The 25,852-nt window shown below is 50.8% G+C and carries 27 protein-coding genes and 1 pseudogene; 4 read left to right on the top strand and 24 right to left on the bottom strand.

Annotated features, from left to right (window positions below):
- Positions 1–509: 509 nt before the first annotated feature.
- Entirely contained in the window at positions 510–935 is a 426-nt protein-coding gene (gene yedD, locus HX778_RS12250) for a lipoprotein YedD (RefSeq protein ID WP_038481635.1), read from the bottom strand.
- 162 nt (positions 936–1,097) lie between these two features.
- Here yedD and yedE point away from each other — a divergent pair.
- Positions 1,098–2,345: pseudogene (gene yedE / locus HX778_RS12245) on the top strand (selenium metabolism membrane protein YedE/FdhT); the annotation flags it as partial.
- Positions 2,342–2,578: a sulfurtransferase-like selenium metabolism protein YedF gene (gene yedF / locus HX778_RS12240; RefSeq protein ID WP_176982144.1), complete on the top strand. Its 237-nt coding sequence runs from the start codon at positions 2,342–2,344 to the stop codon at positions 2,576–2,578. The pseudogene yedE and the gene yedF, both read left to right, overlap by 4 nt.
- 31 nt (positions 2,579–2,609) lie before the next feature.
- Here the strand turns inward: yedF and HX778_RS12235 are convergent, their stop codons facing one another.
- The 3 genes from HX778_RS12235 to HX778_RS12225 form a co-directional block, all read right to left on the bottom strand.
- Positions 2,610–3,464, bottom strand: coding sequence for a MurR/RpiR family transcriptional regulator (locus tag HX778_RS12235; RefSeq protein ID WP_038481629.1), 855 nt, complete (start codon positions 3,462–3,464; stop codon positions 2,610–2,612).
- Between the two features lie 308 nt (positions 3,465–3,772).
- Positions 3,773–4,492: a YadA C-terminal domain-containing protein gene (locus HX778_RS12230; protein ID WP_176982143.1), complete on the bottom strand. Its 720-nt coding sequence runs from the start codon at positions 4,490–4,492 to the stop codon at positions 3,773–3,775.
- 803 nt (positions 4,493–5,295) lie between these two features.
- Positions 5,296–6,579, bottom strand: a complete 1,284-nt coding sequence (locus tag HX778_RS12225) for a tail fiber domain-containing protein (protein WP_176982142.1) — start codon at positions 6,577–6,579, stop codon at positions 5,296–5,298.
- Here HX778_RS12225 and HX778_RS25005 point away from each other — a divergent pair.
- Positions 6,554–6,943: a hypothetical protein gene (locus HX778_RS25005; RefSeq protein WP_218167106.1), complete on the top strand. Its 390-nt coding sequence runs from the start codon at positions 6,554–6,556 to the stop codon at positions 6,941–6,943. The two genes, HX778_RS12225 and HX778_RS25005, sit on opposite strands and share 26 nt — an antisense overlap.
- Here HX778_RS25005 and HX778_RS12215 read toward each other — a convergent pair.
- Genes HX778_RS12215 through HX778_RS12195 form a run of 5 tightly spaced genes read right to left on the bottom strand, consistent with a single transcriptional unit; the run spans position 6,940 to position 13,020 of the window.
- A complete protein-coding gene (locus HX778_RS12215) occupies positions 6,940–7,893 on the bottom strand; it encodes a DUF6453 family protein (RefSeq protein ID WP_176982141.1) in 954 nt (317 codons plus the stop codon). The genes HX778_RS25005 and HX778_RS12215 overlap by 4 nt on opposite strands.
- Positions 7,894–11,085, bottom strand: a complete 3,192-nt coding sequence (locus HX778_RS12210; protein WP_176982140.1) for a host specificity protein J — start codon at positions 11,083–11,085, stop codon at positions 7,894–7,896. It abuts the gene before it with no gap.
- Positions 11,086–11,126: 41 nt separating this feature from the next.
- The gene (locus HX778_RS12205) at positions 11,127–11,654 is read right to left on the bottom strand and encodes a tail assembly protein (RefSeq protein ID WP_176982139.1); all 528 of its coding nucleotides are present in this window, start codon (positions 11,652–11,654) and stop codon (positions 11,127–11,129) included.
- A complete protein-coding gene (locus tag HX778_RS12200; RefSeq protein ID WP_176982138.1) occupies positions 11,597–12,316 on the bottom strand; it encodes a C40 family peptidase in 720 nt (239 codons plus the stop codon). The genes HX778_RS12205 and HX778_RS12200 overlap by 58 nt, the downstream gene beginning before the upstream one ends.
- Positions 12,316–13,020, bottom strand: coding sequence for a phage minor tail protein L (locus tag HX778_RS12195; RefSeq protein ID WP_176982137.1), 705 nt, complete (start codon positions 13,018–13,020; stop codon positions 12,316–12,318). The genes HX778_RS12200 and HX778_RS12195 overlap by 1 nt, the downstream gene beginning before the upstream one ends.
- Positions 13,021–13,226: 206 nt before the next feature.
- Here HX778_RS12195 and HX778_RS12190 point away from each other — a divergent pair, with 206 nt between their 5' ends.
- Entirely contained in the window at positions 13,227–13,442 is a 216-nt protein-coding gene (locus HX778_RS12190; protein WP_008456774.1) for a hypothetical protein, read from the top strand.
- Here HX778_RS12190 and HX778_RS12185 read toward each other — a convergent pair.
- From HX778_RS12185 to HX778_RS12105, 15 genes are all read right to left on the bottom strand, one after another.
- On the bottom strand, positions 13,431–13,697 hold the full coding sequence (locus HX778_RS12185; protein WP_176982136.1) for a hypothetical protein: 267 nt from the start codon (positions 13,695–13,697) through the stop codon (positions 13,431–13,433). The two genes, HX778_RS12190 and HX778_RS12185, sit on opposite strands and share 12 nt — an antisense overlap.
- Before the next feature lie 21 nt (positions 13,698–13,718).
- Positions 13,719–14,069, bottom strand: a complete 351-nt coding sequence (locus HX778_RS12180; RefSeq protein ID WP_176982135.1) for a phage tail protein — start codon at positions 14,067–14,069, stop codon at positions 13,719–13,721.
- Complete coding sequence (locus HX778_RS12175; RefSeq protein ID WP_176982134.1) at positions 14,069–17,479, bottom strand: tape measure protein; 3,411 nt, start codon at positions 17,477–17,479, stop codon at positions 14,069–14,071. The genes HX778_RS12180 and HX778_RS12175 overlap by 1 nt, the downstream gene beginning before the upstream one ends.
- A gap of 57 nt (positions 17,480–17,536) precedes the next feature.
- Positions 17,537–18,172, bottom strand: coding sequence for a hypothetical protein (locus tag HX778_RS12170; protein ID WP_176982133.1), 636 nt, complete (start codon positions 18,170–18,172; stop codon positions 17,537–17,539).
- Positions 18,173–18,314: 142 nt separating this feature from the next.
- The gene (locus HX778_RS12165) at positions 18,315–18,947 is read right to left on the bottom strand and encodes an NYN domain-containing protein (protein WP_176982132.1); all 633 of its coding nucleotides are present in this window, start codon (positions 18,945–18,947) and stop codon (positions 18,315–18,317) included.
- Between the two features lie 176 nt (positions 18,948–19,123).
- Positions 19,124–19,798: a DUF6246 family protein gene (locus tag HX778_RS12160; protein WP_176982131.1), complete on the bottom strand. Its 675-nt coding sequence runs from the start codon at positions 19,796–19,798 to the stop codon at positions 19,124–19,126.
- 49 nt (positions 19,799–19,847) lie between these two features.
- On the bottom strand, positions 19,848–20,588 hold the full coding sequence (locus HX778_RS12155) for an Ig-like domain-containing protein (protein ID WP_176982130.1): 741 nt from the start codon (positions 20,586–20,588) through the stop codon (positions 19,848–19,850).
- 65 nt (positions 20,589–20,653) lie between these two features.
- The gene (locus HX778_RS12150) at positions 20,654–21,055 is read right to left on the bottom strand and encodes a hypothetical protein (protein ID WP_176982129.1); all 402 of its coding nucleotides are present in this window, start codon (positions 21,053–21,055) and stop codon (positions 20,654–20,656) included.
- On the bottom strand, positions 21,052–21,495 hold the full coding sequence (locus HX778_RS12145) for an HK97 gp10 family phage protein (RefSeq protein WP_176982128.1): 444 nt from the start codon (positions 21,493–21,495) through the stop codon (positions 21,052–21,054). Before HX778_RS12145 ends, HX778_RS12150 begins: the two co-directional genes overlap by 4 nt.
- A gap of 1 nt (position 21,496) precedes the next feature.
- A complete protein-coding gene (locus HX778_RS12140) occupies positions 21,497–21,844 on the bottom strand; it encodes a hypothetical protein (protein WP_176982127.1) in 348 nt (115 codons plus the stop codon).
- Between the two features lie 318 nt (positions 21,845–22,162).
- Positions 22,163–22,537 (bottom strand): hypothetical protein, encoded by a 375-nt coding sequence (locus HX778_RS12125; protein ID WP_176982125.1) that lies wholly within the window; start codon positions 22,535–22,537, stop codon positions 22,163–22,165.
- A 2-nt stretch (positions 22,538–22,539) separates the two neighbouring features.
- Positions 22,540–22,908, bottom strand: coding sequence for a hypothetical protein (locus HX778_RS12120; protein ID WP_176982124.1), 369 nt, complete (start codon positions 22,906–22,908; stop codon positions 22,540–22,542).
- Between the two features lie 9 nt (positions 22,909–22,917).
- The gene (locus HX778_RS12115; RefSeq protein ID WP_176982123.1) at positions 22,918–23,994 is read right to left on the bottom strand and encodes a major capsid protein; all 1,077 of its coding nucleotides are present in this window, start codon (positions 23,992–23,994) and stop codon (positions 22,918–22,920) included.
- A gap of 11 nt (positions 23,995–24,005) precedes the next feature.
- The gene (locus HX778_RS12110; protein ID WP_176982122.1) at positions 24,006–24,446 is read right to left on the bottom strand and encodes a hypothetical protein; all 441 of its coding nucleotides are present in this window, start codon (positions 24,444–24,446) and stop codon (positions 24,006–24,008) included.
- Between the two features lie 6 nt (positions 24,447–24,452).
- Positions 24,453–25,850: a DUF2213 domain-containing protein gene (locus HX778_RS12105; protein WP_176982121.1), complete on the bottom strand. Its 1,398-nt coding sequence runs from the start codon at positions 25,848–25,850 to the stop codon at positions 24,453–24,455.
- Positions 25,851–25,852: the final 2 nt, after the last annotated feature.

The following is a 25,852-nucleotide window of genomic DNA, read 5'->3' as shown; positions in this document are numbered from 1 at the left end:
GCGGCAGACCTCCGTTTTATCTCCCAGTCCTGGGTCGGCTGAGATGCGTTCCCGACGCTCTCAGCCTCCGGCCGTTCCCGACGTCCGGACCCTGGCCAGTCGGAGAGAAAACGGAGGCGATTTAAGCCGGAACCGAGCCTCGCTTCTTATTTTTACCCTCACCCTAACCCTCTCCCTGGAAGGGAGAGGGAATAAACAATGTTCCCCATTGGCTGTTTTCCCCCTCTCCCTCTGGGAGAGGGCCGGGGTGAGGGTTGAATTGCCTCCCGGCTTTCGCCGGGCGCCGGGGCTGTCCGGGGGATGGCGTTATACCCCGGACACGTTCACCAGTGCAATGGCAGCATATGAAACTTGTTTGGAAGTGAACGGAACTGTCGCCAATCCTGCAAAAGCCTTGGGATTAATATCGACAAGACAGTCTAAAAAGAGTGAGCGAATGAAATCATAACCAAACATTTGCACAATAAAATCCCCTCGCCCCTTTGGGGAGAGGGTTAGGGTGAGGGGCCTTATTTTTTCTCTTTGGATAACTTCCCACCCAAAGGATTTTTCGCCAGGTAATCAGCGCACTCGGTCGTCAAACGATCCACGCGCTTCAAAGTCATGCCCGCATATTCCAGCGTATCGCCGTTACGCTCGATGCCGTAAATTTCACGCTTAACGGTCACGTTACGCAGATCGCCAGATAAATGCGTCAGCTTACCCGGAACCGCAATCACCCGCTGCCACTGGCGGCAATCAAGGGTATCACCTTCAGGCGTGACGACCAGCGAGGCAATGGCCTCCGGGCTCACCAGCTCGCTCTGCGGCCCGCTGGACTGCCAGTAGCCTGCCATGCCTGCCGGTGCCTCGGTACGCACCACCTGCCCATAATCTCTAACCTCGACGCAGCCGCTCAGTGCCACCAGCGCCGCCAATACTAAAAGCTTCTTCATCGTCTATCCTGACTGCGGAGAAAAAATAATTTTGGCATTAAAGCCCTGGGCCTGCCAGCACTTCCTCCCGAGGCATAAAAATTGATCCAGATTGATTTTTCGTCTTTTCAGCCTGTTAAGCAAAAAAGATAGGCGTATGATCGCGCCCTCTTCCGCTCCTGGCGGCACGTTCTTCTGAGTTCAGAGGCGAAAACAATGACCTGGCACTCCTTCAAACAGCAATATCTCATTACCTTCTGGAAACCGATGCCCGCCGTGATAGCGGCCGGGATCCTCTCCACCTACTACTTCGGCATCACCGGCACCTTCTGGGCGGTCACCGGCGAATTCACCCGCTGGGGCGGCCAGCTGCTACAGCTGATGGGCGTTCACGCCGAAGAATGGGGTTACTACAAGCTCATCCACCTCGACGGCAGCCCGTTGACCCGCATCGACGGCATGATGATCCTCGGCATGTTTGGCGGCTGCTTCGCGGCGGCGCTGTGGGCCAACAACGTTAAGCTTCGCCTGCCTCAGCACCGCATCCGCATTATTCAGGCGGTGCTCGGCGGCATCATTGCCGGCTTTGGCGCAAGGCTTGCGATGGGCTGCAACCTCGCGGCGTTCTTTACCGGGATCCCCCAGTTCTCGCTGCACGCGTGGTTCTTCGCCCTGGCAACCGCCATCGGCTGCTGGTTTGGCGCTCGCTTCACCCTGCTGCCGATGTTCCGCATCCCGGTTAAGCTGCAAAAAGTTTCCGCTGCCTCACCGCTGACGCAGCAGCCAGACCGCGCTAAGCGCCGCTTCCGCATGGGGATGCTGGTGTTTATCGGCATGCTGGGCTGGGGCGGTTTAACCGCCATCAACCAGCCGAAGCTGGGCCTGGCTATGCTGTTTGGCGTCGGCTTTGGGCTGCTTATCGAACGCGCGCAGATCTGCTTTACCTCGGCCTTCCGCGATATGTGGATAACCGGGCGTACCCACATGGCAAAAGCCATTATTCTGGGAATGGCGGTCAGCGCGATTGGCATCTTCAGCTATGTGCAGCTCGGCGTGGAAGCCAAAATCATGTGGGCAGGGCCGAATGCGGTTATCGGTGGCCTGCTGTTTGGCTTTGGCATCGTGCTGGCCGGCGGCTGTGAAACCGGCTGGATGTATCGCGCGGTTGAAGGCCAGGTGCACTACTGGTGGGTTGGCCTGGGCAACGTTATTGGCTCTACGCTGCTGGCCTGGTTCTGGGATGATATTTCCCCCGCGTTGGCCACCAGCTGGGACAAGGTCAACCTGCTGAATACCTTTGGGCCGCTGGGCGGGCTGCTGGTGACTTACCTGATGCTGCTCGTCGCTTATCTGCTGATCGTCGGCTGGGAGAAACGCTTCTTCCGCCGTAAAAACCAGGCTATCAACACCCCAACAGGAGAAACCGCATGAGCCAGAACATCGTGCCTGACTATCGTCTGGATATGGTGGGCGAGCCCTGTCCTTACCCGGCGGTTGCAACGCTTGAAGCAATGCCTCAGCTAAAAAAAGGCGAGATTCTGGAAGTGGTGAGCGACTGCCCGCAGTCCATCAACAACATTCCTCTCGACGCCAATAACCACGGCTACACGGTGCTGGATATTCAGCAGGATGGCCCGACCATTCGCTATCTTATTCAGCGCTAATGATACAAGGGGCAGAGAGTTGCCCCTTTTACTAACGGACCGGCTTCACCCATGCGCCGGAGTCCAACAGGAAACGTTCCGCGCTGGCAATCTTCTCCACCGCCCTGTCCCCGTGCTTTGCCACCAGCATCGCCAGTAAACATTCGGCAATGCCCATCGCCGACACCACGGAAGGAAAGAATGACGGGCTGTGCGCGGAGAAATAAAGCGTGCTTGTGGCGTGTTCCGCAAGGGGAGAAAGCGGGGAGTCGGTCAACGCCACGATTTTGCTTCCGGCCTGCCGGGCAGCGCCCAGCACATCAAGCGACTCACGCGAATACGGCGCAAACCCTATCATCAGCACCACATCCTTTGGCGTCAGCTCGCGGGTAAATATTTCGTAGTTACTCGCCTGGCCGTCGATGAGCGACACGTTCTTATTAAACAGACGATAGATATAAAACAGCGTGTAGGCCACAGAATAGCTGGCGCGAAAGCCGCACACATAGACGTGTTCTGCGGCGTCCAGCACGTCCACCGCCTTTTCCATCGCCTCTGGGTTTTCGGCCTCGGTGTGGGAAAGATTGACCGCGTGGGCGTCAAATACTTCCTGATAGAGTGACGCCGTGCTGCCTTTATCCACCAGTTTTTCGGCCCTTGCCTGATGCGTTTCGTGGCTCAGGCCAAGCTCCTGAATAAAAGCTGTTTTGAATTCCCCCCAGCCGACATAGCCCAGGCGCTGGGCCAGGCGCAGCAGCGTCGCGGGTTTTACGCCAATCCGCGCAGCAAAAGCCCGCATCGAAAGCGCCACCAAATCCTTCACGTTATGCAGGCTCAGGTCAGCGGCGCGCTGCAGTTCGGGGGTTAATGTCTCGTAATGCTCTTCTAGCGTCTGTTGCGGGGTCATAGGCTGGCAGGACTCTCCCATTTAGACCGGAAGTCCCTTCCGGCACAGTAAAGGTATCATCCTGATTTTGCAGTGGAATTACTTTCCACGTCAAACGAATGCGCGCATTAAACCCATCTTACTGGCAAAAACGATACTTCGCTCAACAAACGGAGAGATAAGTCTCCATCACGCGGGAGATAATCAGCATCAGCGCGATGCAAACTCCCATAATGCTGAATGCCGCCAACAGAAAGATTAGATAAAAGCGCATTACTTGCTCCCTTAAAAGAAAAAGCCCCATAAGGGGCTTTTTTAGCGCAGCGTGTTTACCACTGCAGGGATGCACCAGCGCCCACAACAAAGTTTTGCTGTGAATCGTTTGAAACGGAGGCTTTAACCACGGTGCTTTCCGTCGCACGAGCGGAGAACCCTACCGCAAGCGCGCTCTCACCGTCGGTTGTGCCTGCCCCGGCGCCTACGGAAAACGTCGCACCCTGGGTTACCTGGGGAATGTTAGCCATAGCGGCAACGCCGGCAATACCCGCAGAGGCACGTTGACGGTTTTCGTCCACCCGATCTTTTAAGCGGTTAAAGCTACTGCTGTTGACGGTATTGGCTTCCAGGGCATCAATACGTGACTCATGATTAGCCAGTTCGGCAGTATTCTCAGCCATCGCCTGATTAGTTGCCTGAAGCGCGGCTTTGTTGGCTTCAGTATTTGCCATGGCGGCGTCAGCTCTTGAACGTGCATAAACCCCGGTATTTTGTACGCCCAGAACATCCTGGCCCAGCGAAGCAATCGCCGCCTGGTTAGCACTCACGCCTGCTTCAGTTGCAAGCAAAACCCTGGCATTTCTTTTTACGTCAATATCGAACTGATCGAGATTGTAGACGCCGGCCAATCCTGACACCGTGTTTCCGCCGAGGGTATCCGCCACTAACGTGAATTTTCCGTTATTGCCCGTTACCTCATAAGAAGTTTCGTCGGCCCAGGAATAATGACTAATAAAAACGCCCAGAATTAACGCTAAAGTTGCCTTTTTCATGCTAAAAACCTACTATATATTCGCTTGTGAAGATTTAGTAAAATCCGATCAAATCGATAGTTAACCGGCTGCAACCGGTTAACTATCACCTCAATAATTTATTAAGCACCATCACTCTTCTTTATTTAATACGTTATTCCCTTAATAGTTTCGCCAGAAATTAAATAAGCTTTATCGACTTTCTTTAACCCTCGACCTTTCTCTCACCCCATGAGGCGCGCACCCGATAGCCCAGCAGGACGTTCAGTCGTCACGCTGTCATTTTTCAATTAACAATATACTTATGGTCGGCTATTCATTTCCCTGATGCGATATGAACCTGTTCGAATATCACCCAGAAAAAAAATAAAATAATAATAATGTGTGATAATTCCGGCGCTGAATATGCATTGCAATGCGGGGGGGAAGTTTGATCTGCGTCATGCCATTTAGCATTCATTGGGCATAAAACGAGAAAATTCTGAGTGTCTTTCATATGAAATATTCAGTTGTTAATCGAATATTATAAAAAGGTTTAGCGTGCGGAATAATACAGAATTGAAATAAGAATGATAATTAATAGTGCTTGTAATAGATGAGTAAAAGGCCCGTCGCAGACCTTTTCCCCACTAAAACCGTGCTGGTGCCACTACACCTGCATGTTCATCATATGAGGAGTCAAATCGTAAGGTAGAGAAAGAACAGGAAACATCACGATTCAAGACAGAGATTTAGCGCGAGAGTGTTTGGACTATTGGTAAGTTCACGCAACCTCGCGCTAATTTTTTGCCCCATGGCTGCCCCATGAAATTGTCTCCGAAAAATTATGACATTTTTTGGTTAGCTTCGAGTTCCTGCACTCTCTTGCGAAGTGACTGCACGACCAGGACTAAATCAGCCACAACGGCTGTCTGATCCACGTTTAATACCTCAAACTCTTTGCCATCATCATCGCTGGCTTTCCCCTCCGTGAATGTGTACAAAGGGTCGATACCATCCATTTGCTGAGCAAGCATTCCCCTACATGTCCGAGTGCCATATTTCCACTGATATTCAACAATTCCAATCTTATCAAGTCGGTTTCCGGCTTCGTCGGTATTAATGACAGGAGTTAAATTATTTTTAAGTCTGACGTCGGAACCGCTGGTCATGACAGTACCCTTCGGCGTAGTCATATCACCAGAACTTACCATTCCCCAGTAGAGTGACCCGGGATCAGCGCCGCCAGGCCTCAACGCCCACAGCAAGGAAAAAGGCTGACCAACTGCCGCACCTCCAAGGTAATGATCGAAACGGTCATTATTGGTTCTCGATACACTGTAAATTCCACTTCCCTGTGTCGTCGTATAATCAGCACCAATGATATTTATTTTCCCTGTAATTCCTGTTCCGCGGACAGTTATCGGTGAGGAAATTTCCCCTCCACTTTTATTGTTTACAGTTCCCAGTCGCGTGTCATTGCCCTGGCAAAAAGTATTAGCAGATATTCCGAATGGATTCGTGAGGCCAGTCCCGCCCTGCGCAAGGCTTAAAGCAGTTGTAAGGCCGGATATTGATGTTATATCGGCGTTAGCGCCTTTTTTCGCATATGAATCAAGAGCAGTTTTATCTGCTTTATTATCTAGAGCAGTTTTATCTGCTTTATTATCTAGAGCAGTTTTATCTGCTTTATTATCTAGAGCAGTTTTATCTGCTTTATTATCTATCGCTTTTGTAATGCTATTCCAGGCCGGGCCTGTATATGTTGTGCCGTCAGGTAATCTGACCGTTATAGTTCCCGTACCACTGAATAATTGCTGCCAGTTCTGCTTGTCGTAGTTCAGGCCCCGCAGCGCCTCGGCGCTCTGCGCAACTAAGGCAGCGGTGACCATATTCAATGCGACGCGCGGAACAGCAGACCACGCCGCTCCAGATTGCGTCGGTCCGGTATAAACGCTGACGAGTGTTAATGCTGTTGCACTTTCTACCGATTTGACAGGCAGCGTGTATGGCACACCGCCGACAGTGACAACGATGAAATCACCAGCGGCCAGCTCGGTGTTAAACGGCGTTCCCGATCCAGATACCGCCGCGCTGTTATTTGTGAGTGTTAGTGTTCCTGCTGACATGATTACTCCTGAATTTAATTTAAAAAATGATATTTTTTCTCAACTTTTATTTGAACAATATTTAAATTCAAAACATAAGCCTGATAAAAACCACGCTCCAGGCGAATTTTATTTACGAAATACAATCAGGACTACGATTATGAAATCAATTAAAATTACTTTATTAACTACCACACTTCTAATTTCCTCTTGCTCATCACCACCTAAACCAGATGGAACCTGCGCCATGATGTCTTATGGTAAGTGTGTTTTAATCTGGCAGAATGGTGAAAAAATACCTTTTGAAGGTGTTGATATAAGATATGATGGACTGAAAATGTTATGGGGTAATGGATTTGGAGGCACAGTAAAGGTTCATAATTAATACATTGCTGGAATCAAAGGAATATTTAGATTAATTGTCCTCTCGTCAATAATGGGATATTGATCAGTCCATGAAAACTTTGTATTGTTGGAGGCGCTACTAACAACCCCGCCACTAAATATTATCCCTTTGTGTTTCATGTTGCACCAACCACCCGCATTCCTGTTTCTGAATCCAGTTCTGCAAATCATCACCATATTTCCAGATGCATTTGCAGCGCCAGAGGCTGGATTCCAGAATGCATTCCTGAAAACAAGTGGTTTCCTTGTTGTGGAGAATGTTACCTTTCCATCAGGGTTAACAAATGTCAGTCCTCTGCCCGGCGTTGGATCAACTCTCGCAAATATCGCAAGCCTGATTGTTACTGGGCGTGCAGCATCTCCATAGCCATCATGAGCCAGGAATGATGTCAGGTTTGTTCCATCAAAGGCAATTGACACATCGGGCGAATCCCAGCTAGCAAAGGGAATTCCGCTAGCTGGCAATGGGGTGTTTCCGTTAACGGTGAAATTTCCGTACCAGACGCACCCCATAAACTGAGTTGCAGATGATATAAACGTAAAGTCAGTAGACTCGCTAATCAGCAACCCACGATTGCCGCTCTGTGATATTGCCAGTATTTCTACGTAGTTTGCAGCGCCCGCAGTCAACCGCTGTGCCAGCCTCGGATTTGAGTGCCACCAACTCTGCGTAATGGTTCCGTTGCCATTATCCGCATAGCCCGTCATCATTCCAATGCTAGGTATCGGGCTTATACTGTCAGGGTATGCATAGGTTGTCGTAACAGGAAGCATAACCATTGTAGAGCCGGGCGTCTTTGTTACACCTACCACTCCCCCCGTCTGAATCTGGTCTCCATTACTTCCACTAAATGACGGGCAACGCAGTCCGGCAGTTATCTCCATCCTTGGAGAGCCGTCATTTAGATCAATTAACAATCCCCGAGGCATTTACCACTCTCCCAATACAATCCTGCCACCGTTTGTAAGATTGACAGTCACGCCTCTACCATCAATGTTTACGCCTGTTCCATTGTTCGTGAAACCAAATTGACCACTGGTTGCATAAATAGCACCACGGACAGTTACCTGACTGAATTCAGCGAAACCACTCTTGTTAATCTGCCAGCCAGAAACGCCAGACTGATAATTATTAGACTGAATAAAATTACCTATCTTCGCATTATCGATACTGCCGTTCTGAATGAATGCAGAGTTGATAAATACCTGTCCGTTAAACACAAAGAACGCAGCCTGATAATTTCCAGGATCGCTTCCTGAGTAGATGCCGAACTGGTCAGCTGCAAAGACGACTGTTGATTTATAGGTGTTACCTGATGGCTCAATAGACATCCCCATGCCTGCGCTATAAGTTACGCCATTCCTTATAACTGCGAGGTTTGTCGTGTAACTCGCTTTTGCTGTCCCATCTAAATTAACTTCAGCAGTCATTTTCTGGTTTACAGCAGCGGTTAACTCACCATTGGGACCAATCTGTGCCTGAACATAGGTGGAAAGATCTGCCAGTCCTTTATCGACGGTTGCCACAGTTGTTCGCACAACGAGAATATCTGCTCTCACCTCTCCGTGCTGTTGGAACTGATGCTCAACGGTGCCATGGTTAGCCAGAGCGTTTTCCATGATTCCTTCAAGGTTAGTATCAACCCCTTCCTGCACGTTTTTAAATGCATCGGAATCGCGTATAGCATTATCAATCAGGTCAATCATTCCCGGAATATCAGAGGAAGCCTGACCCGACACCTCGACAAAATCAGACACACCGAAGGCGTTTCTAGTCCTGACATAAGCGTAATAGGTTTTATCAGCCTGCAATCCCTGCAGCGTCCACTGCGTTGAGCGCCCAAGGAATTGGGCCTGATCTTCTATCTGTGATGGGTTGGATATACTGTTTTCGCCTGAGTACCAGAACTCAAATGAAGTGTCCGTTGTTGCCGTGATACGCATAACCGGCACGATAACAGCCGAGAATAGCCCCGGCGTCCAGATAACGCTTGATGGCGCTGGCGGCGCACCAATCACGAGACTAACCTGAGTCTCTGCACCTTTCATGCCGTTCTCGTTGCGGCCGCGAACTCCCAGCGAGTAACGCCCTGCATCTATCCCATAGAACTCATAACGAAACTGGTCGGTTTCGTACTGCGATACAACCTTTCCGTCCTCTGTGTATACGGTCAGCTCAAAGGTAATTTTGCGCGTTGTGGTTGCAGTTTCCCATGTCGCCGTGACCTGAACTGTCTCTGAATTTGTGTTAATAATGCGCAGGTTTTCGATGTTCGGTACTCTATAGCCGTTGGCAGTATCATTTGGTATCTCGAAGACCGCACCCTCATCAACAACAGCTTGCTTATTTGGGTCGTGAAGTCCTGCGGTGATGCTGTAGACGGAGTTGTTTTCGGTCTCAGCGACGCCAAGTATTTTCCACAGTCGAGTTTTAACGCTCGCCGTTGATATAACGAAGACAGTACCGTCTTTAACCCATGCCGGAGTAGTGCGAAGAGTGATTTTGTCTCCTGCGACGCTGGCAATATCATACTTAACCAGCTTCCCGTGACTTCCCATGATGGACATGCCATCGCCACCCCCTGCCAGCTCAGATACATCAGCATCAACGGTAATGACAGAGCCAGCATGGGAGATTATGCGACCACCAAGCCGCGCTGCTGCGTGGTTGTTGTCCATCACCTCAACAATGTCACCCGGTGTGAACGCGATAGCGTCACGCGCCATCTGGAACGTTAAACGCTTATTCTCACGCTTTGCAGTTTCCAACAGCCACTTACCGGCTCTCCACGCCTGGCCGCGAGATGTCGCACCAAATGCCTCGATGGTCGTTTCGTTGTACTTCCCGCTCTGGCTGATTAGCGTATCGTCAGAAACATACTCCTTCGCGTCCTGCCAGCCGTTGCTTGGGTCAGTCCATGAGACGACGACAGCGTTATAACGCTCTGACTGCTTCACTGAGCTGTAGCTAAACTTCCCATCCACAACGTTAGCGTTGCTGATAGCTGCTATCGGGTCTTGAGGTGCGTCCAGCATCACTGTTAAACGCATGCCATCCCACAACGCCACTCCACGAAACATTCCGGCAATCTTGTCCAGAATATCTCTGGCGCTTGATTGCTCTGTGATGTAGGCATTGAGAACATGCCGCGGCTCTTTACCTCCGTAGCCATCGTTAACTAACTGGTCACAGTATTGGGAAAGAATATAGAGCGAGCCATCATCAACATCGATGTAGCCAGCGCGACGGGCAAGGCCGTAGCGGTTGTTTGTCACCAGCGCCCGGAAAAGCCATGCTGGGTTGTTAGTCCATGCCTTTTTGAAGCCACCAGTCCACAACCCTGTATAGGTTCGGGCAATTGGATCGTAATTATCCGGCACGTCAACAATCAGCCCGCGCAGGTGATAGGTACGCGTCGGCGTGTCGGTGTACTGGTCACGGTCAATGACCGCGCCAGCGATAGCAGAGAACGGATATGTAAGGTTGTCGTCAGTGATTTCTGTGTAACTATTCCACACCGTCCCATTACTAAGCAGGTCGCTGGTGCTGTCAGGCGTTATACGGCGAACACGAATATCAAATGGCTTTGTGTCTGGAGCGTCGATTACATGCGCTTCCAGATATTCGCCTGAGATTTTGCCTGGGCCAATCGTCACGGTTTTAACGGGCTGGAAAACGTTGTTGCCGGTTCGAACATCAATGGACATCGTGACGGATGTGTTTTTCTGATTTCCCTTTGTATCCTGCTCTACAAGACTGCGAACGCCAATATTCAGACGCACCCTTGTCACATCAACATCAGAAACCGTTCGCACTAATGGTGTATTAAAGGTGACATCATTGTTCACGATGGTCGTCGCTTCAATGGCAGAAAAGCCATTAATAGGAGACTGAGTTTCAGAGCCAGGCCGCCAGGCCACGCTTACGCCGTTGATATTTGTGTCACCGTTAACGCTGGTCACCGGCGTTTTGTTCAGAAGAAAAGATGAAAGGTGATCCTGGTCAACCGGTCCGTAAATTGGCCCCTCGCTGATGAGGTCAAGCACCTTCAGGAATTGCTTTGAACGTAGGTTATCGTTTATTAGTGTAGGTGTTGAAGCCTTGCCGCCGCCTGATGACATCGCGTTCTCCGGAAATAAAAAAGCCACCCGGAGGTGGCCTGTTAGCTAATCGACTCTTGCCAGTCCATATTGTTTGTCGTGTCTATCCCGAGGGATATGACGTTACTGCCTACAACCATTTCACCCAGAAGGATTGGTACAGGCCTGCCTTGCCCTATTCGGTTCTCGGCATTCGTGAATGAGTTGTTGGTGATGCTGTCGGTCTGTGCAGATTCTGCTGATGTTTTTGTCTTCATGTTTCTCGACATGTAGACGGAGTAAGCAACCGAGGCCACGGCGATTGCAATCGCGATATATGCAGCTGTGACGCCAGTTATTGCCCCTTCAATTACAGGAACGAACAAAATCACACTTCCGTCATTCAAATGCCTGTCCATATGCCACTGCGCTGATGAACTTTCTATTTCCTCGCCGGCGATCCTCAGTCTCATATTTGAACTGAGGAATGCTTTCTTAAAATCATGATTTTGAGCGAGAAGAAGCCGGAGGCCTTGCGCTGGCGTCTCTACGTCTAACTCGACTTTGCGGAAATGTCGGCGTAGATGGCCTGCAAATTTAAAGATGAGCACTGTTCATGCCTCCATATCGAATGTGTCTGTTTAATGAATGCCGGACGCATCGGCTCTCGTCTGCTGAGGTGTCCTGTGTGGTCGTGATGAAGCACAATATTGTTATCCAGGAGAATCATTGCATGGCACGGATCGGCACCATCGAATGGCTGCCGGATAATCACATCGCCCGGATGGGCTAATTCAGTGGACACCTGGCGAAAGCCGTTGACGGGCATGTTCTTGAGGTACAGATTTTCTCCGCGCAACCACCACCCGCAATTCCTTTCAAAATCAGGAAGGTCAATGCCGCACAGGTGATATGCATCGCGGAACAAGGTGTAGCAGTCCATCACTCCATGCTCGAATCTGCGTCCCAGAAGAAATGGCACTGGTCTGAATTTATGTAGCTTTCCACTACTGGCAAGCCACCACGGAAGCCCGGTAGCAATTTGCATCTTCCGGTCAGCGCCTGACAGGCCTGGCTGATTCTGAGGGTGGGAATGAAAAACCGCAGTAATCTCACCCACCTCTTCAGCAGCCAGCCAGTCATCATCACTTATTCGAAAGTGAGTCATCGGTTCAGGGTGTGAATTACGGCAGCGGAACAGGTGACTGTCGTCGATGATCAGCCCGCACACTTCATCCTGCGACGTTGCCGCATAGTCGATACACTCTTGCATCAGGAAACCTTCTGAGAGCCTGGGAAGCTGCTGATTGGCATTGGCTCAGGTCGTTTGAAACGCATCCTGCAACCAGAGCGACGATGAGAGCATCGGTCGCGGTTAGGATCGGTTGTTGGGTTGTCTCGCTCATCTGCTACCGGTGGCCCGTCATAGCGACAGCCTTCTCCCCGATAAACCCATTGGCACACGTCGGCCAGTATTGTCCGCGCCGGGATAATGGCGTTATCGCAGTCAACAGGAGTAGCCAGGGAGTAAGTGACCTGCTCAAACGTCTCTTCGGTCATCTCTTCCACGATGTACCTGGAAACCGCTTCTTTCGTCGGGTCGGCGTCAGGGTTCCCGTTCGGGAAGTTAACAGCGTCAAGGTGCTTAACCGGCACCTGACGGCGGGTAATGACAACGCCAAGCATGTCGTCAAAGTCGCTGTTAATGCCGGTAATCAGGCCAGAAACGTTTGCTACTGCCATGGTTGGCCGCGCATACGTCCCTTCGTTTTTCATCTCAAAGCCTTCGACGGCAATCGGGTATGCCGGGTATGCTCGCCCCTTCCAGATTACGTCCGTGTAGAAGCCGTTCGTGCCTGAATGGAAGCGAACAACGTCGCCGCCATATGGCTGCAGGTCTGCTTCAAACAGGTCGATAAACGCGCCAACGCCAGCGTCAACGCTTTCGATAATTAATTCTGCTGGTATGTCGCGCACGGATAACTCCCATAAAAAAGGCCGCGCGATGGCGGCCGAATTGGTTATTTGGTGATGACCTACCAATATTGGTGATCTGGTTGTGTGACTTTTGCCCTGTGATTACTCACTACTGGCCGCTAAGGTATGACCTCAGCCCGTCCATGTGAGGGCATGGACGCACACAACAATGAGGGATGGCTGATTACCTCTATTAAGGAATTCAAATGGAAAAAGAAACTTTGCAGAGAAATATTGACCGCGTAGACGCTCTTGATTCTGTTGTACGCCAACTAATAAAGGTTCTTACACCTGAGCAATTAGAGAAATTCAGATTCAATACAAAAGCTCTATGGCACAGCGCAGAGGCCGCATCAACTCCTGAAACAAGCGAAACAATTCAGAGGACAAAGATTCACGCATTCAAAATTTCAGGAATTTGAAATCGCATTTAGTCTGGCATTTTCTAATATTGCGTTAACGTCATTAGGTCTAATGCTTTGTGAATTGCATGCGATCTTAAATTCAGCGGCCTGAAATTGGGCCGCATTCAACATACCTCCAGGACGACGCGCATTTGCAATCACCTCATTAACGGTCTGTCTGGCTATGTCCCTCATCGCATCAGCTTCTTGCTGCTGAATACTCATCTTAGCCATAGCCGCTTCTAATGCTTCAACACGTTCTTCTAAAGTCATAACTATCTCCCGCCTTTCGGCTCATCGTGGCACTTGTTCAAATGTGGCTGAAAGTTCGTAGTGTGGGCCGGTCTTTGTGGTGCTCCACGATCGGCACACAAACAGCCGTTGCACTCCGGTGTCAGATGGCGTCCAGTAGAACGCCTCCACCGACAATCTGGCTTTCAGGAATTCATCGACAGCCTTGGCGATATTAGCCCTACCGCAGAGGCCATCGGTTCCTTTAAAGGTCAGCGAGTAGCTATCCATCAAAGGATTGATGCCTTTTACCTGCCGCTGCTCATATCCGTCGCCAAGCTTAACCACAGCAACGTTTGGCTGCCTGCTGACGGTATAGCCTCGCTCAGGCTTCCAGGTGAATATTTCAGGCATTATCTGCTCCTCTGCAGTAGTCCGCTTGGCCGCTGCTGGTCGCGGATGGTGTTAATGCTGACTTGCTTCATCATGGTTGACATCTTCGCCATTGTTGCGTCGTCTATGCCGCCTGTGGTCTGAATGTGGAACTCAACAGTCTGATGGATAACCGCACCACCGCCGCCACCGCCCTGCATATCCTTATTGCTGATCACCTTGCCGTTATCGCCAGGTATCATGTATTGCCTGCCAGAGCTGGCCTGGTAAATCTCAGGCATGCCGCCCTCACCTACGCGATACATTTCACCGGCAGATACTGGGCCGCCGTTTTTACGGGCTCCAGCGACCGCCATTCCTTTGGCTGCCAGAAGCGAACCGGCATATGCCGTTTGGCCTACAGCCGCCGCCGTTCCGTAAGTAGCTATTGATGCGCTCATTGCTGCCGGGGCCCACGCAGATTCGGCCGCAGTTGCCTGAGCCATAGTGGCCGCGAGAGAAGCTGTTGCGGCAGCCTGCCCCATGACCTGAGCTTTCACCCACTCGATACCCATCTGAACGAAACTACTTATGACGCTGTTCAGGATTGTTGTGCCGATGTTGGCGAACGCTTCCTGCAGACTTTGAGTGCCGTTGATAAGCCCGGTAAGAGCGCTGGACGCGCCACTCTGCAGCCCATCTAGAGAGGTGGCAAGTAGCTCGTTTGCCTGACTCTGGTTACGGAAAATCTCCCACTGAGCATCAAGTCGCTGCTGCTCATATTGCCGGTTTGCAGCATTCATCAAGGCCAGGCCATTAGCTGTTATCTGTCCCTTCTCAGTTTCGAACTGCTGAATGAGAGCAAGCTTACGGGCGTTTTCGTTGGCAAGTTGCTGAACCGGGTCGATAGAGCCGCGAGCGTCATTGATTGGGCTGACGACAGCATCAGAGCGAATCTTGGCGAGGTTAGACTGGTGTTGCTGCTCTGCTCTCTCGGTTGCCTGATTGAACTCGTCCTTGGTCATCTTCTTAGCATCGAGAGCAGTCTTGAGGTCTTTTGTTTCCTGCGTGTAGCGGGTTGACTCCTGCCGCTCCGGGATTAGCTTTTCGGCTGCGGCCTGGGCTTTAAGGGCGTTATTAATGTCCCATGTCTTCGCAGCGTACTCACCAGCCTGTTTAATCTGGTCTTGCGTCGCTGCCTTTCCGAGGGATTGCTGCGCCTTAAGAATGGCTTGCTCACGGCTTAGTTCTCGCGTTGAATCTGCGGCCAACTCTGACTGCTGCTTGAGGCTAGCGAGCTTGTTAGTTACAGACTCCTGCTGATTTTCAAGCTTTTTAGCCTCTGACGCTGCGGACTTATCTTCTTTTTTCTGCTCCTTTCTGGCGGCAGTATTTTTTTCAGTGGCTGCGTACTTATCCTGGAGGGTCTTTATTGCCCTCTCATCGGTGATGCCCGCATCTTCTGCATCATATGCAGCCTGCTGTCTCGCCTTGGCCTCGCCCTCTTTCTTTGAAAGCTCAAGTCTTCTTTCAGCCTGCTTTAAGAGCTTTTCTCCATCACTGCCGCCCCAGTTGATTTTGAGGCTTTCGGCGTTGAACTTCTGCAGCTCCTTTGTAGCAATACCAAGCTTTTCAGCAAGGAATGACTGTGATCCACCAAGGAGTGACGTTTTCTTTTCTGCCTCTGCTAGCGCAAGAGCGGAGTCCCTTGCGGCCTTCATCTGGTCAACAATCCCTTGGTTTACCTGAATGTTGATAAGCCTAAGTGCATCTTGAGACTTTGTTAAAGCTTGCTGAGCAGAATCCCTGTCCCTGATTTTTTTGGCTAGCTGGTTTTCAAGGTCGGCAGCTGCCTCGACTGCGCTATTGTTTGCCCAGCTACCTTCTGCAGAGTTATCAGCTGCTACTTTGGCGTCCTTGTATCTTCCGCTTAGCTCCGATATTTCTTCATTGAGGGATTTTAGCGCCTCTTCCTGATTCTTGATGGAGGTGACCGTATCAGCCCTGACGCCCTGAGCCTGAACTAAGTTCATCTCTTTGAGCTTACTGATTACATCCGGTAGGGTTTGAGCAAACGCTATGCTTTCTTTTCGCGCCTCCTCCTGATTTTGTGCGTACAGATACCAACCAGCAGCAACAATACCGATAACACCAAGTGGGCCGCCTAGCGGAGCGGTAACGGCCTTAAGGGCTGTCATTGCGCTAGCCATAGTGAATCCGGTGGCTGCAACCCTTGCCTGAGACGCTGCTACAGCATTGTTTGACAAGGCCGCGGCTGATGAGCTTTGGACGTAAATTGCCCTTAGCCTGATGACGTTCTCAAGGGCGAAGGCCTCTGCTGAAGATCCTTTGGCAACGTTGTATTCGGCAGTTGCAAGGTTGAGCGCAGACATGGCGGCGGACTTATCGGCCACAGCTCGTCTTTGCGTTACGGTTGCAGCGGCTAACTCCTCTTTCGCTCTTGCCCTGGTTGCGGTGGCTCCCTGAATGGATGCCATCACATTGGTTGCCTGAGCAGCCGTCGCGGCAGCCAGAGAACCAACAAACCGACCTCCAAACACTAACGCCGCAGCACCAACAGCCTGGGCAACAACATCCAGGTTCTCGCTAAGACTGATTACGCCTTGATTAAACACATTGATTGTCGTGCTTACGCTTGACGCTTCCCCGACGAACTTTGTGATGTTGTTTGTCGCCACAGAGAAAGCCTGGCTCATAGTCATTGTGGTGTTGGCGAACTCTTTAGCAATCTGATCGCTCTGCTTTAGAAGGCCATTTACCACTACCTCTGTGGTTAATTTACCCTGCGCCGCCATAGCCCTTAACTGCCCAATGGTCACACCAAGAGAATCAGCGAGCGCCACCGCCAAGCGGCTGCCGTTCTCTGAGATGGAGTTAAACTCCTCACCGCGAAGCACGCCTGAAGCCAGCGCCTGAGACAACTGAATCATGGTAGAGCTGGCTTCTTCCGTAGTCGCACCGGAAACGGTCAGGCCTTTGTTAATGGTTTCTACTAACTTCGCCAGATCATCCGTGCTTGTGCCGGCGCTTCTGGTTGCTCGCTCCAGTCGTCCGTAAAGCGTCGCAGTCGCCTCAAGGCTAGAGCGAGTATCCTGAGATATGTCGAATACACGTTGAGTTACTGCGGCAAGATCCTCATTCGCCCTTACTGAGTTAATGAGCTTGTTATTTACTGTCACCCATGCATTGCCGTATTCGGCCACCTGTTGCACGGTTATGGCTGCAGCTACGCTCTTAGCAATATTGGTCAGTGATGACATTGAGCTGGAGAGAGAGGAAATAGAGCGTTCTGTGCGATTGACGCTGGACTCCAGTCCGCCCATTGATCCACCAAGGCCGCCTAGCTCACCTTTTGCTTTTCTTACCGACGCAATCAGGTTGCTAGTTTCAAGGTCAACCTCGTAATAAATACCACCTAAATCCTGCGCCATACTTTTCTCCGGGCATAAAAAAACCCCGCCGTGGCGAGGTTTTTATTAACTTATTGTTTACAAGCCTGATAACGCTTTAGATGTGTTATCGATACAAGATGACATAAACGCTCGTTCAGTAACTTTTGTTTCTGCTTTAACGCTTTGCACAAAATCCTTATCAGATAAGGATTTCGCTACAGAATCTATAAAACTTGTTCTTATGGCTGCAATTTGACTGTTTGGTATATTTGGATTTATGTTTTTTATTTTAATTATTGCGTTATCAGCTGCTTTCTCCGGACTGTTACCAAATAATACGACATCGGTAATCTTTTCCCAGGATATCTTACAACCATTCTTGGCTTGCTTTCTGGCTGTCGCCATCTTTTCAAGTTCCTTGCCACCACAACTGGAAATTGAGAAAAATTCAAGTTCATCAGGGGCTGCATAACTTCCATCGATGACAAACTTACCAGACTTATATGCAAATGGTTTAAATCCGACATATCCCCCGTATGAGTTTTTAGAATTCACCTCGCCGCAAACATAGCTATCGCCGAGCAAGTTCTTTACGGTTCGTACAGATTTAAACTGCGTACTCCCTGGATCTTTCATCGCATCACTTATGATGGACTTGGCAGATTCGATATCATTAGCCAATACTGAAAATGGCAAAGAAAAAATACACAACGCTAAAACAAAACTTTTCACATCCCTATCCCCATAAGTAACAAGTAGCAACATGTTAGCAAAGGATGGCGGCAAGGCAACGCAAAAACCCGCCGAAGCGGGTTTGGTGTTTGTGTGGGCGACATCCAGAAAGCAAAAACCCACCGGGTGGTGGGTTTAGAAATTACAGCTTATCAAAACCATCGGCTACTAGAAGGTCTGAATGTTCGTACATTGTCTGCTTAACACCATGCCCTAATGTGTAGAGAAATATTTGTCGACCTTCTTTCCTTGCAAATTTAATGATCGGTACAAAATCAGAATCCCCGGTAATCAAAGCATAAACGTCAGCCTGCTTCTTTAATGACATCGATGACATATCTAAAGCGATACGCATATCAACGCCTTTTTGCTGAACGTTAGGTTTGACGTTAGTAAACTTTATAGATGCAGTTTTCGTGTCACTACTTTTAAGTGCCCAAGGATCTACTTTCCATCCCCTGAAGTTTGTCTCTCCAAGTCTGACAGCAAAGAAAGGAGTTTTTTTAAGGTCATCTAGCATTATTTTATTTCTCTTAGACACATCTGTCTCAGAGAAATCAATTACTTCGCCACTGATTGGATGCTTCTGAATTCCTGTCAGCGGTTCTGCGTCGTAGTAATAAACACGATGAAGTATCATTTCGTTCAATTCAGGCCTGGCCTTAATTTTTTCAACGAACAATTTGATAACTTCAGAGTCAATAGGCTTGTCCTTTGTGCCAAGTTTTGCGCGCAAAAAACCAGCATCAATCATGATGGCATAGCTTCTTTTCATTTTTTATCTTTTTGCGTCGAGGGAATGATATGAGGGGTCGGTGGGGTGAGTTCGCGGGGGAAACCCCTCTTGTATAGTAGCGAACCGCCCACCTTCATTGCAGCGAAATATAACCCCAATAATCACTCAGCGCAATAGCCTTTAGCTTACCATTTTTGGTAGCTTACCCTTCATATCTAACAACCAATATCCAACTTCCGCTGCTTCTTAGCGAAATAGTCATCGACAACAGTGTCGTACTCTTCTTTCGTGAAGCCTTTCTGCTCTGGGTATTTGGTGTTCAGGAGTAGCTGAAACTCTGTCATGGTCAGCTTCATGGCTTCGTCCTTCGAGATGCCGAAGTGCGACCGGGCTGCGTTGATGTACTCGATAGCGTGAAACTCTCGTGTCATCTGGCCTGATTCATTGCGCTGCAGCTTGCGCACTTTTGCCTTTCCGATGATGCCGTGCGTGATAAGCGAACTGGCTACCATCACCATCTCTTCGAACGACATCGCGCCTGGCATCCAGATTAGTTCACCGGGGCGGCTGCGGCTCGGCACCATTGCACCGGTCAGCGCGGAACAATCCTCATCGCAACACGCCTGCAGGATGTTAATCGCTGCGCCAATGGCCTTGTCTGCAAATCCAGGCTTACTGACGTATTCCATCAGCCACGCAGGAACGCTCCCATAAGCCTCATAGGCGCGAGCAAACAACGGTGACACTGCGTCATGGTTTAAGTCGTAAAACGCCTGCACAATCTCTGCTGGTGAGCCCATACGTGTCATTGCGGCGAATGAAGGTCGGAAGAAGTATTCTCGGCGGCCTGCGCCAATAAGGCTCTCGCCAAGTTCAGTTAAAGGTGTCATTGCTCCCCCATAATCAATATCGAGGGCTCACAAGAACCCTCTGTATTAATTACGCAGTCACGGTGATAGCTGCAGTATCGGTTTTAGCACCATCCGCAGTCGTCACGGTGATTGTTGCAGTGCCGGCTGCTACACCTGTCACCAGGCCGGTATTGCTTACCGTCGCTTTGGTCGCATCGGAAGATGACCAAGTCACCGCAGTGTTACTGGCGTCAGCTGGCGCGATGGTTGCAGTTAATTGGCGGGTCGCAGCTACAGCGATAGATGCTGTCTTAGGCGCTACGGTAACACCGGTAACTGCAACGTCATCAGCAACGTCTGTCACCTGCACGGTAGAGCCATCAGCCACCTTAAACTCAGTAGACAGAGTGACAATGTCATCAGTGCCGCCGTCATTGCTGAGCGCGGTGATAACCATGTAACCCTGAATCTGAATCTGGCCGAAGGTCATACGAACCCAAAGCGTCGGCTGGCGGCCAGCGTTTACTTCTGCCACGTAGTACTTGATGTACTTGTAGACGCCGTACTGGTCTGAGCGGTCGTTTACGCGCACCTCACCCTCGAAGGAGAGAGTCAGGTCGTTAGAGGTGACGATGTTCTCAACCCAGCCTTTAGTATCATCAGCTGATGAGGTGGTTGTGTTCGGTGACATATCGAACGTCTTTGATGTACCAGGCATCAGCAGCTTGAAATCTGCCTCCGTGGGCACAGTATCGGCGCAACCGTCAGCCACTTCCAGAATGACGGCGCGGCCAAAGAGTTTTGTGTTATCGGTCTGACAAATTGCCATGTCTTAGGCCTCTTATGAGCATAAAAAAAGGCCGCACATGGCGACCTGGTTGATTTGGTGTTTGGTCAATCGCTGCCGAATAGACAGGCGAACATGAGGCGATAAACTATCCGCCCCTCAGTAGAGAGAACCGGCGCTGGGATGCCGCCGAGATTGGTTATCTGGCCGAGGCATTTGCTGACCAATGGATTTTGCTTCACGAACTCGATGATGCGGTTAACGGCGTCGTCGGCCTTCTGATACTCGGTCATTCCTTTAGCGGAAATGACATCCACCATGACGTAGTAATCGCCGCCTATATCCTTATCGATGTTTGATCCGCCAGATGGACGAAACACGATGTAGCTTTTCGCCAGTCGTTTATCGTTAGGGTCTTCAGTCCAGACCAGCAACTGAATGTTGAGCCCATCGGTTAGGCCGTTCCCCATGAAGACATCGCGGACCCGCTTGTACATTGGAGGGGTCATAGGCTCAGCTCCTTCTTGATAACCGCTTCAACCTGCTTCTTGGTTTTGCTTACGCCCTTCTCAAGAAACTTAGGTTCCCCGGATGGGTCCCAGAAGTTACCTTTGTCTGAAGCGAATGCAGTTCGGCCATCGAGGGTGCTGAATGATTTAACGCTAGACCTTGGCTTGCCCTTCAGCTTTCCTGATGCCTCATGAACATAAAGAGCATAATCGGCAGAGAATCCAACCCGGCCACTAACACGGCTTCCGATAAACTTCAGCTCTCGATACTGAGAGTTAACCAGTGTGCTGGTATCTCTTGGTATCATCGTTGCGGCCTCTGCCCCAATAATGAACAAGGCTGACTGAACGGCGCGAACTACCTTCTTTCCCTGAACATCTGCGAGCAGAGCATCCAGCTTGGCTTTTGACTGGTTGACGCCCTTCACTTTAACGCCCATATCAAGCTCCAGTCAGAATCGCATAGTCATCTGCTGTGCGTTCAAAGGTGTCGGCATAGCGTACAACCTGCATCACCTCATCAGCACCGGCATTAATCGGGTCAGCGTCAGTCGATGAACCAATCAGGATGTAATCCCCGCGCTTAGCCTCCGTGAACTCCGTCCAGAAGGTATTCTTAACGGTGATTTCTGTCCCGATGCTACCGATTTTCGCCGACAGGCCGCCTTGATAGTCAGCCATGATGGTTTCAGGGTCTGACCAGCCTAACGAGTCGCCATTCTCAGCAAAGCCAAGGTTTCGCCAGATGGTGCAAGGCGCGGTGTAACTCCAGTTTGCCGTGCTCGACATTAGCCCTCCTTCCAGCGCAGCACAACCGTCACGTTTCCGCCCTGACCTTTAAGTTGCCCACTGCGCTTGGTGGCATTTGGTGGTATGAATGAGCCCATGATGACCTCACCAACACGATAAAGCCGGCTGTTTTGCAATAGTCCACCTCGCTTCATTCTCGCCACCTCAGAACCTGCGCACCAGTCGCCCGGATTCTCTCGCAGTTGATGAACCACTCGCCGTCAGATTTAACGTAGCCGGTAGTCTGCCGCCCGGTGTCGGTCATCACCCACACGCGCACGAATGACTCGGGCAATCGCTGCTTTATGGATATCCACATCAGCAGCCACCGACGACATCAAAGAACCCAACAGAGCTACCAACGTCAATGGGGAGCGAGCCGGTGCACCCGGACTTATCTAGCGCCAGAAGCGCATTCCTCATGTTCTTGATATCGCCGCTGTAGTCGAACGATCGGGATGCCCCTGAAGGCGCTGACTGTGATTTAAGGCGCTGACTGAAAGCGGTGACGGCCATTAACGTTACGGCGTACACCTTTATCAAAATCAGGTCGCATTCATCGTAGCCAGACGCCTCCAGGCACTGACTTATGCCATCAAGCTTGCAGATGTAAGCGTCAATCATGAAATCAGGGATGGTGTAACCAAGCGCAGACAACTGCTGTTTAACCTGCGCTGCTGTTATCTGCGCCATGATTACTTATCCTTTTTGTTTGCTGCTGCCAGCGCCGCTTCTGCTTCTTCTGCTCGTGCCGTTAACTCTGCGATAGCAGTGGCATGTGCCGCTTCCGTTTCTTGCGATGCAGTGGCTAACTCATCAATGCGGGCCAGCGCTTCATCGAGCTTTGATTGCAGCTGTTTGTTATCGCCCTTGGCGGGTGCGGAAGGCGTTGCTACTTCAAACACCAACTTCTCGCCTTTCTTCTCGGTAGACTTCTCAGCCTTGCCGCTGGCAATCCACTTATCTGCCACTGCGTCGTCAACGTCATACACCGAACCAACCTCCAGCTTCTGGAAGTTGGCACCGGCAAACAGATTTGCTGCCAAAACTTTTACTAGTGCCATGATTTTTCCTTAGCTGGATGCGTGGATGACAGAGAAGTGACCGTTGATGTCTTGTTTAACCATCAGGCCAGCAGCACCCCATGTGCGCCACACATAGTCAGAGTTGTAGAACTGACGAGGGTCAGCGACGGTGCCGAATGCCTGGCCGACGATTGGCGCAATAACACCTGCAGCCAGTGGCACGATCAGGATTTCGTTGCCGGTCAGTTGGGAGTCTTCTTTGATGGCAGAAATACCAGCCAGTTTGGCAATCTCTTCCAGCACGGTGCGCAGGGAGTTAACGTCGAAGTACTGCTCCCAGTTAGACATGATCTCGGATGAGATGTACCAGGTCTGTTGGCCGTACTGGTAGTTTTGCAGCTTCAGCACATCGCGCAGGGCAATAGCTGCGGCTCGCATAGCTTTCGGATCGGTGCTGGTTGCGAAGTTTACGGTCAAGGTGACCTGAGCCACGCGCTCATCATGGCGAAGCCCTTTCCACGTCTTGTCGTCAAACTTAACGTAGTTGCCTGCCGCATCGCGGAAGCCTTCCCAGATGTAGTTAACATACTGGCGGCGAACGTCATCTACGGAACCAGACTGAGCGTCAGCAAGGGAGGAGAGCGCCGAGCCTTTGTTGAATACCGGGTCACGCCAGTTGAACTTAAAGCCGCTGTCGTGAATCGGGACCATCGTGCCATCGAAGGTGTAGGATTTCGCATCCAGAGCCGCACCAATCTGGCCGGACATGGAGGTGTGAGCCCAGCCACGGCCACCGGTGCGAGCGTATTCGTACACCGACTCTTCCAGGCGAACTGAGCGAGACAGAGGCATCAGGTCGTTCAGCAGTGTGAACTCAGTGTTCGGCTCGAATTGCGCCAGAACGGTCTGATCGTAGGCCTTGTACATGCGACGAATGTCGTCAATGGCGTTCACAGCGTCGAGTTCTGGTGCATCCTCTGCATCACCGCGCCACTTGGTACGGGCAATGAAGTCTGCAGCAGCTTGAGCGCTGGCGTTACGTGCTGATACCAGTTTTTTGAACTGGGAGGAGTTAACCTCAAGGTTGCCAGTCTCAGTGGCCTTTTTGGTGGAAAATACAAACATTCAGGCTCTCCTTACTTGATTACTACGCGCAGGAGGTCACCTGCTGTCGCGATGGTGTATGAGCGGTCTTCTTCCACGTAGGCGCGAGTCGCTTCGTCGGCGGCCTTGGCCTTAACGCGACCATTGGCGACCGACAGCGGCTGACCCTTTGTATAGGTGCCTGCAGCTGCTGGTACGTTGAAGAACACACCTGGTGTCGGATGGAACCCTACAACCCAGTCGCCCGCGGCGATGGTGTCATCCACCGTTTTGCAGCGCAGGTAGTCGTAGTTAGCGACATAAAGGATTGCATCCTCTTTGCCATCTACAGATGCGGTGAATTTCTTCGTGGTGTTATCGAAGAAGCCTACAGTGCCAGGCTTGGTATCTGCCGCTGCGGCACCTTCACGGTGCAGCTGTGGGTTGGCGAAGATGCCGCCTGCGTGAATTACGTGCTTACCGTCTTTAGCCATTTCTAATTACTCCGGCATGTCGCTGAAAGATTGGTTGTTAGTTGCCTGGCGATATGCGCCACTCAGCCCAGTTGATGTCTGACATTGAGCAAACAGGCCATCGAGCGCCGCACCGTCTAGTGCGTTAACCGCTAGGTCATCAAGGCCGAACTTCGCTTTAACAGCAGCTCGCTTTTCTCCTTTCTCTTTGTCAGAGTTAACGGCCAGGCTGTTGACGACAGAATCAACGCGATCAGACAGAGACTTGGCCCAGGCTGGCATTTCCTCACCGTTATTGGCCTGCTCTTTGGCTTTCTTCTCGTCAGCCTCTTTCTTCTCGCGAGCGGCCTTCTCTTCTGGGGTTTCAGATTTTGCCTTAGCTTCATCTGCTGTCATCTGGTTGTATGCATCCAGCAGCTCCGCTTCGGTCTTGCCTTCGGTCGGCTTACCCTTCGCTTTGAGCGCATTTACGATCATGTCTTTCATGGGGTTATTAACTCCGTTGGTTTTGATTTCGTACTCAGTTGGCTTGCGCACGACTTCTACAGGTTCGCCGACGAACACGGCCTTGCCGTCATCGCCGATGAGGTACTTTTGTTTGAGGTATTTGGTGTCATTGCGGTAGATGAAACTGTCCGGCCAAACGCTCTCAGGCCAGAGCCACTTATCGCCCTCTCTCGCCTCTCCAAGCTTGTCGCTAATGGCTCGCTGGATATCGTCGAAAGAGAAGTTGGAAGCGTTGGTGAAGAAGAACTTTGTTTTATTGAGAATCCCTTCGCGAGTGAGGTCTGATGCGCTTGAGAGCAGAGCTACTTCAATCTCTTGCTCATCGCCTTCAGCATTAACGAAAATGCCGACGCCCTCTCCTGGCGTTCCAGCCCCAGGCTCATCAAGCAGCACGGCCACGTGGTCAAAGTTCATGTTCGTGGCGATTTCGTTGTACTTCTTGCCTTTTGACTCGCCATTGGCGGCGATTCCGGAGTACAGAAGCCCTGTTGAGATGTGAATCGGCTCTACGTTGGTTCCTGCCGCCATTTCATCAAGGCGGTTAACCAGTCGCTTACCTTTCTCGCTGGACTCTGCATACTGCCGGTCAACGTACATGTCACCGCTGACCCGGCCATCCTCATGGCTGACGTTCTGGAGCCATGCGCCTACGTGGTAGTTATTCACCGCCCGTACGTCGCGGGCTGAAACATGCTTTCCATCTACCTTCGGGTGACCGAGTGGCATTGGGTTTCGCTCGAGGGTGTTGTATGCCTTTTCGATTTCGGCTGCCGGGTACAACTTCCGGTTCATCACAATATCGTCCACGACAGGCGTGATGCCGCGAACCACTATATGTGGCTTGCCGTCGATGGTTTCAGTGGTGATGTTTGAAGCGGAGTTGACGACGGTCAGCACGTTAACGCGATTGCGTTTCATGC

Source organism: Cedecea sp. P7760, assembly GCF_013386425.1.
In the GTDB taxonomy this organism is placed as follows: Bacteria; Pseudomonadota; Gammaproteobacteria; order Enterobacterales; family Enterobacteriaceae; genus Cedecea; species Cedecea selenatireducens.
The sequence above is the reverse complement of the archived record's forward strand: the minus strand, read 5'-3'. Positions and strand labels throughout refer to the sequence as shown.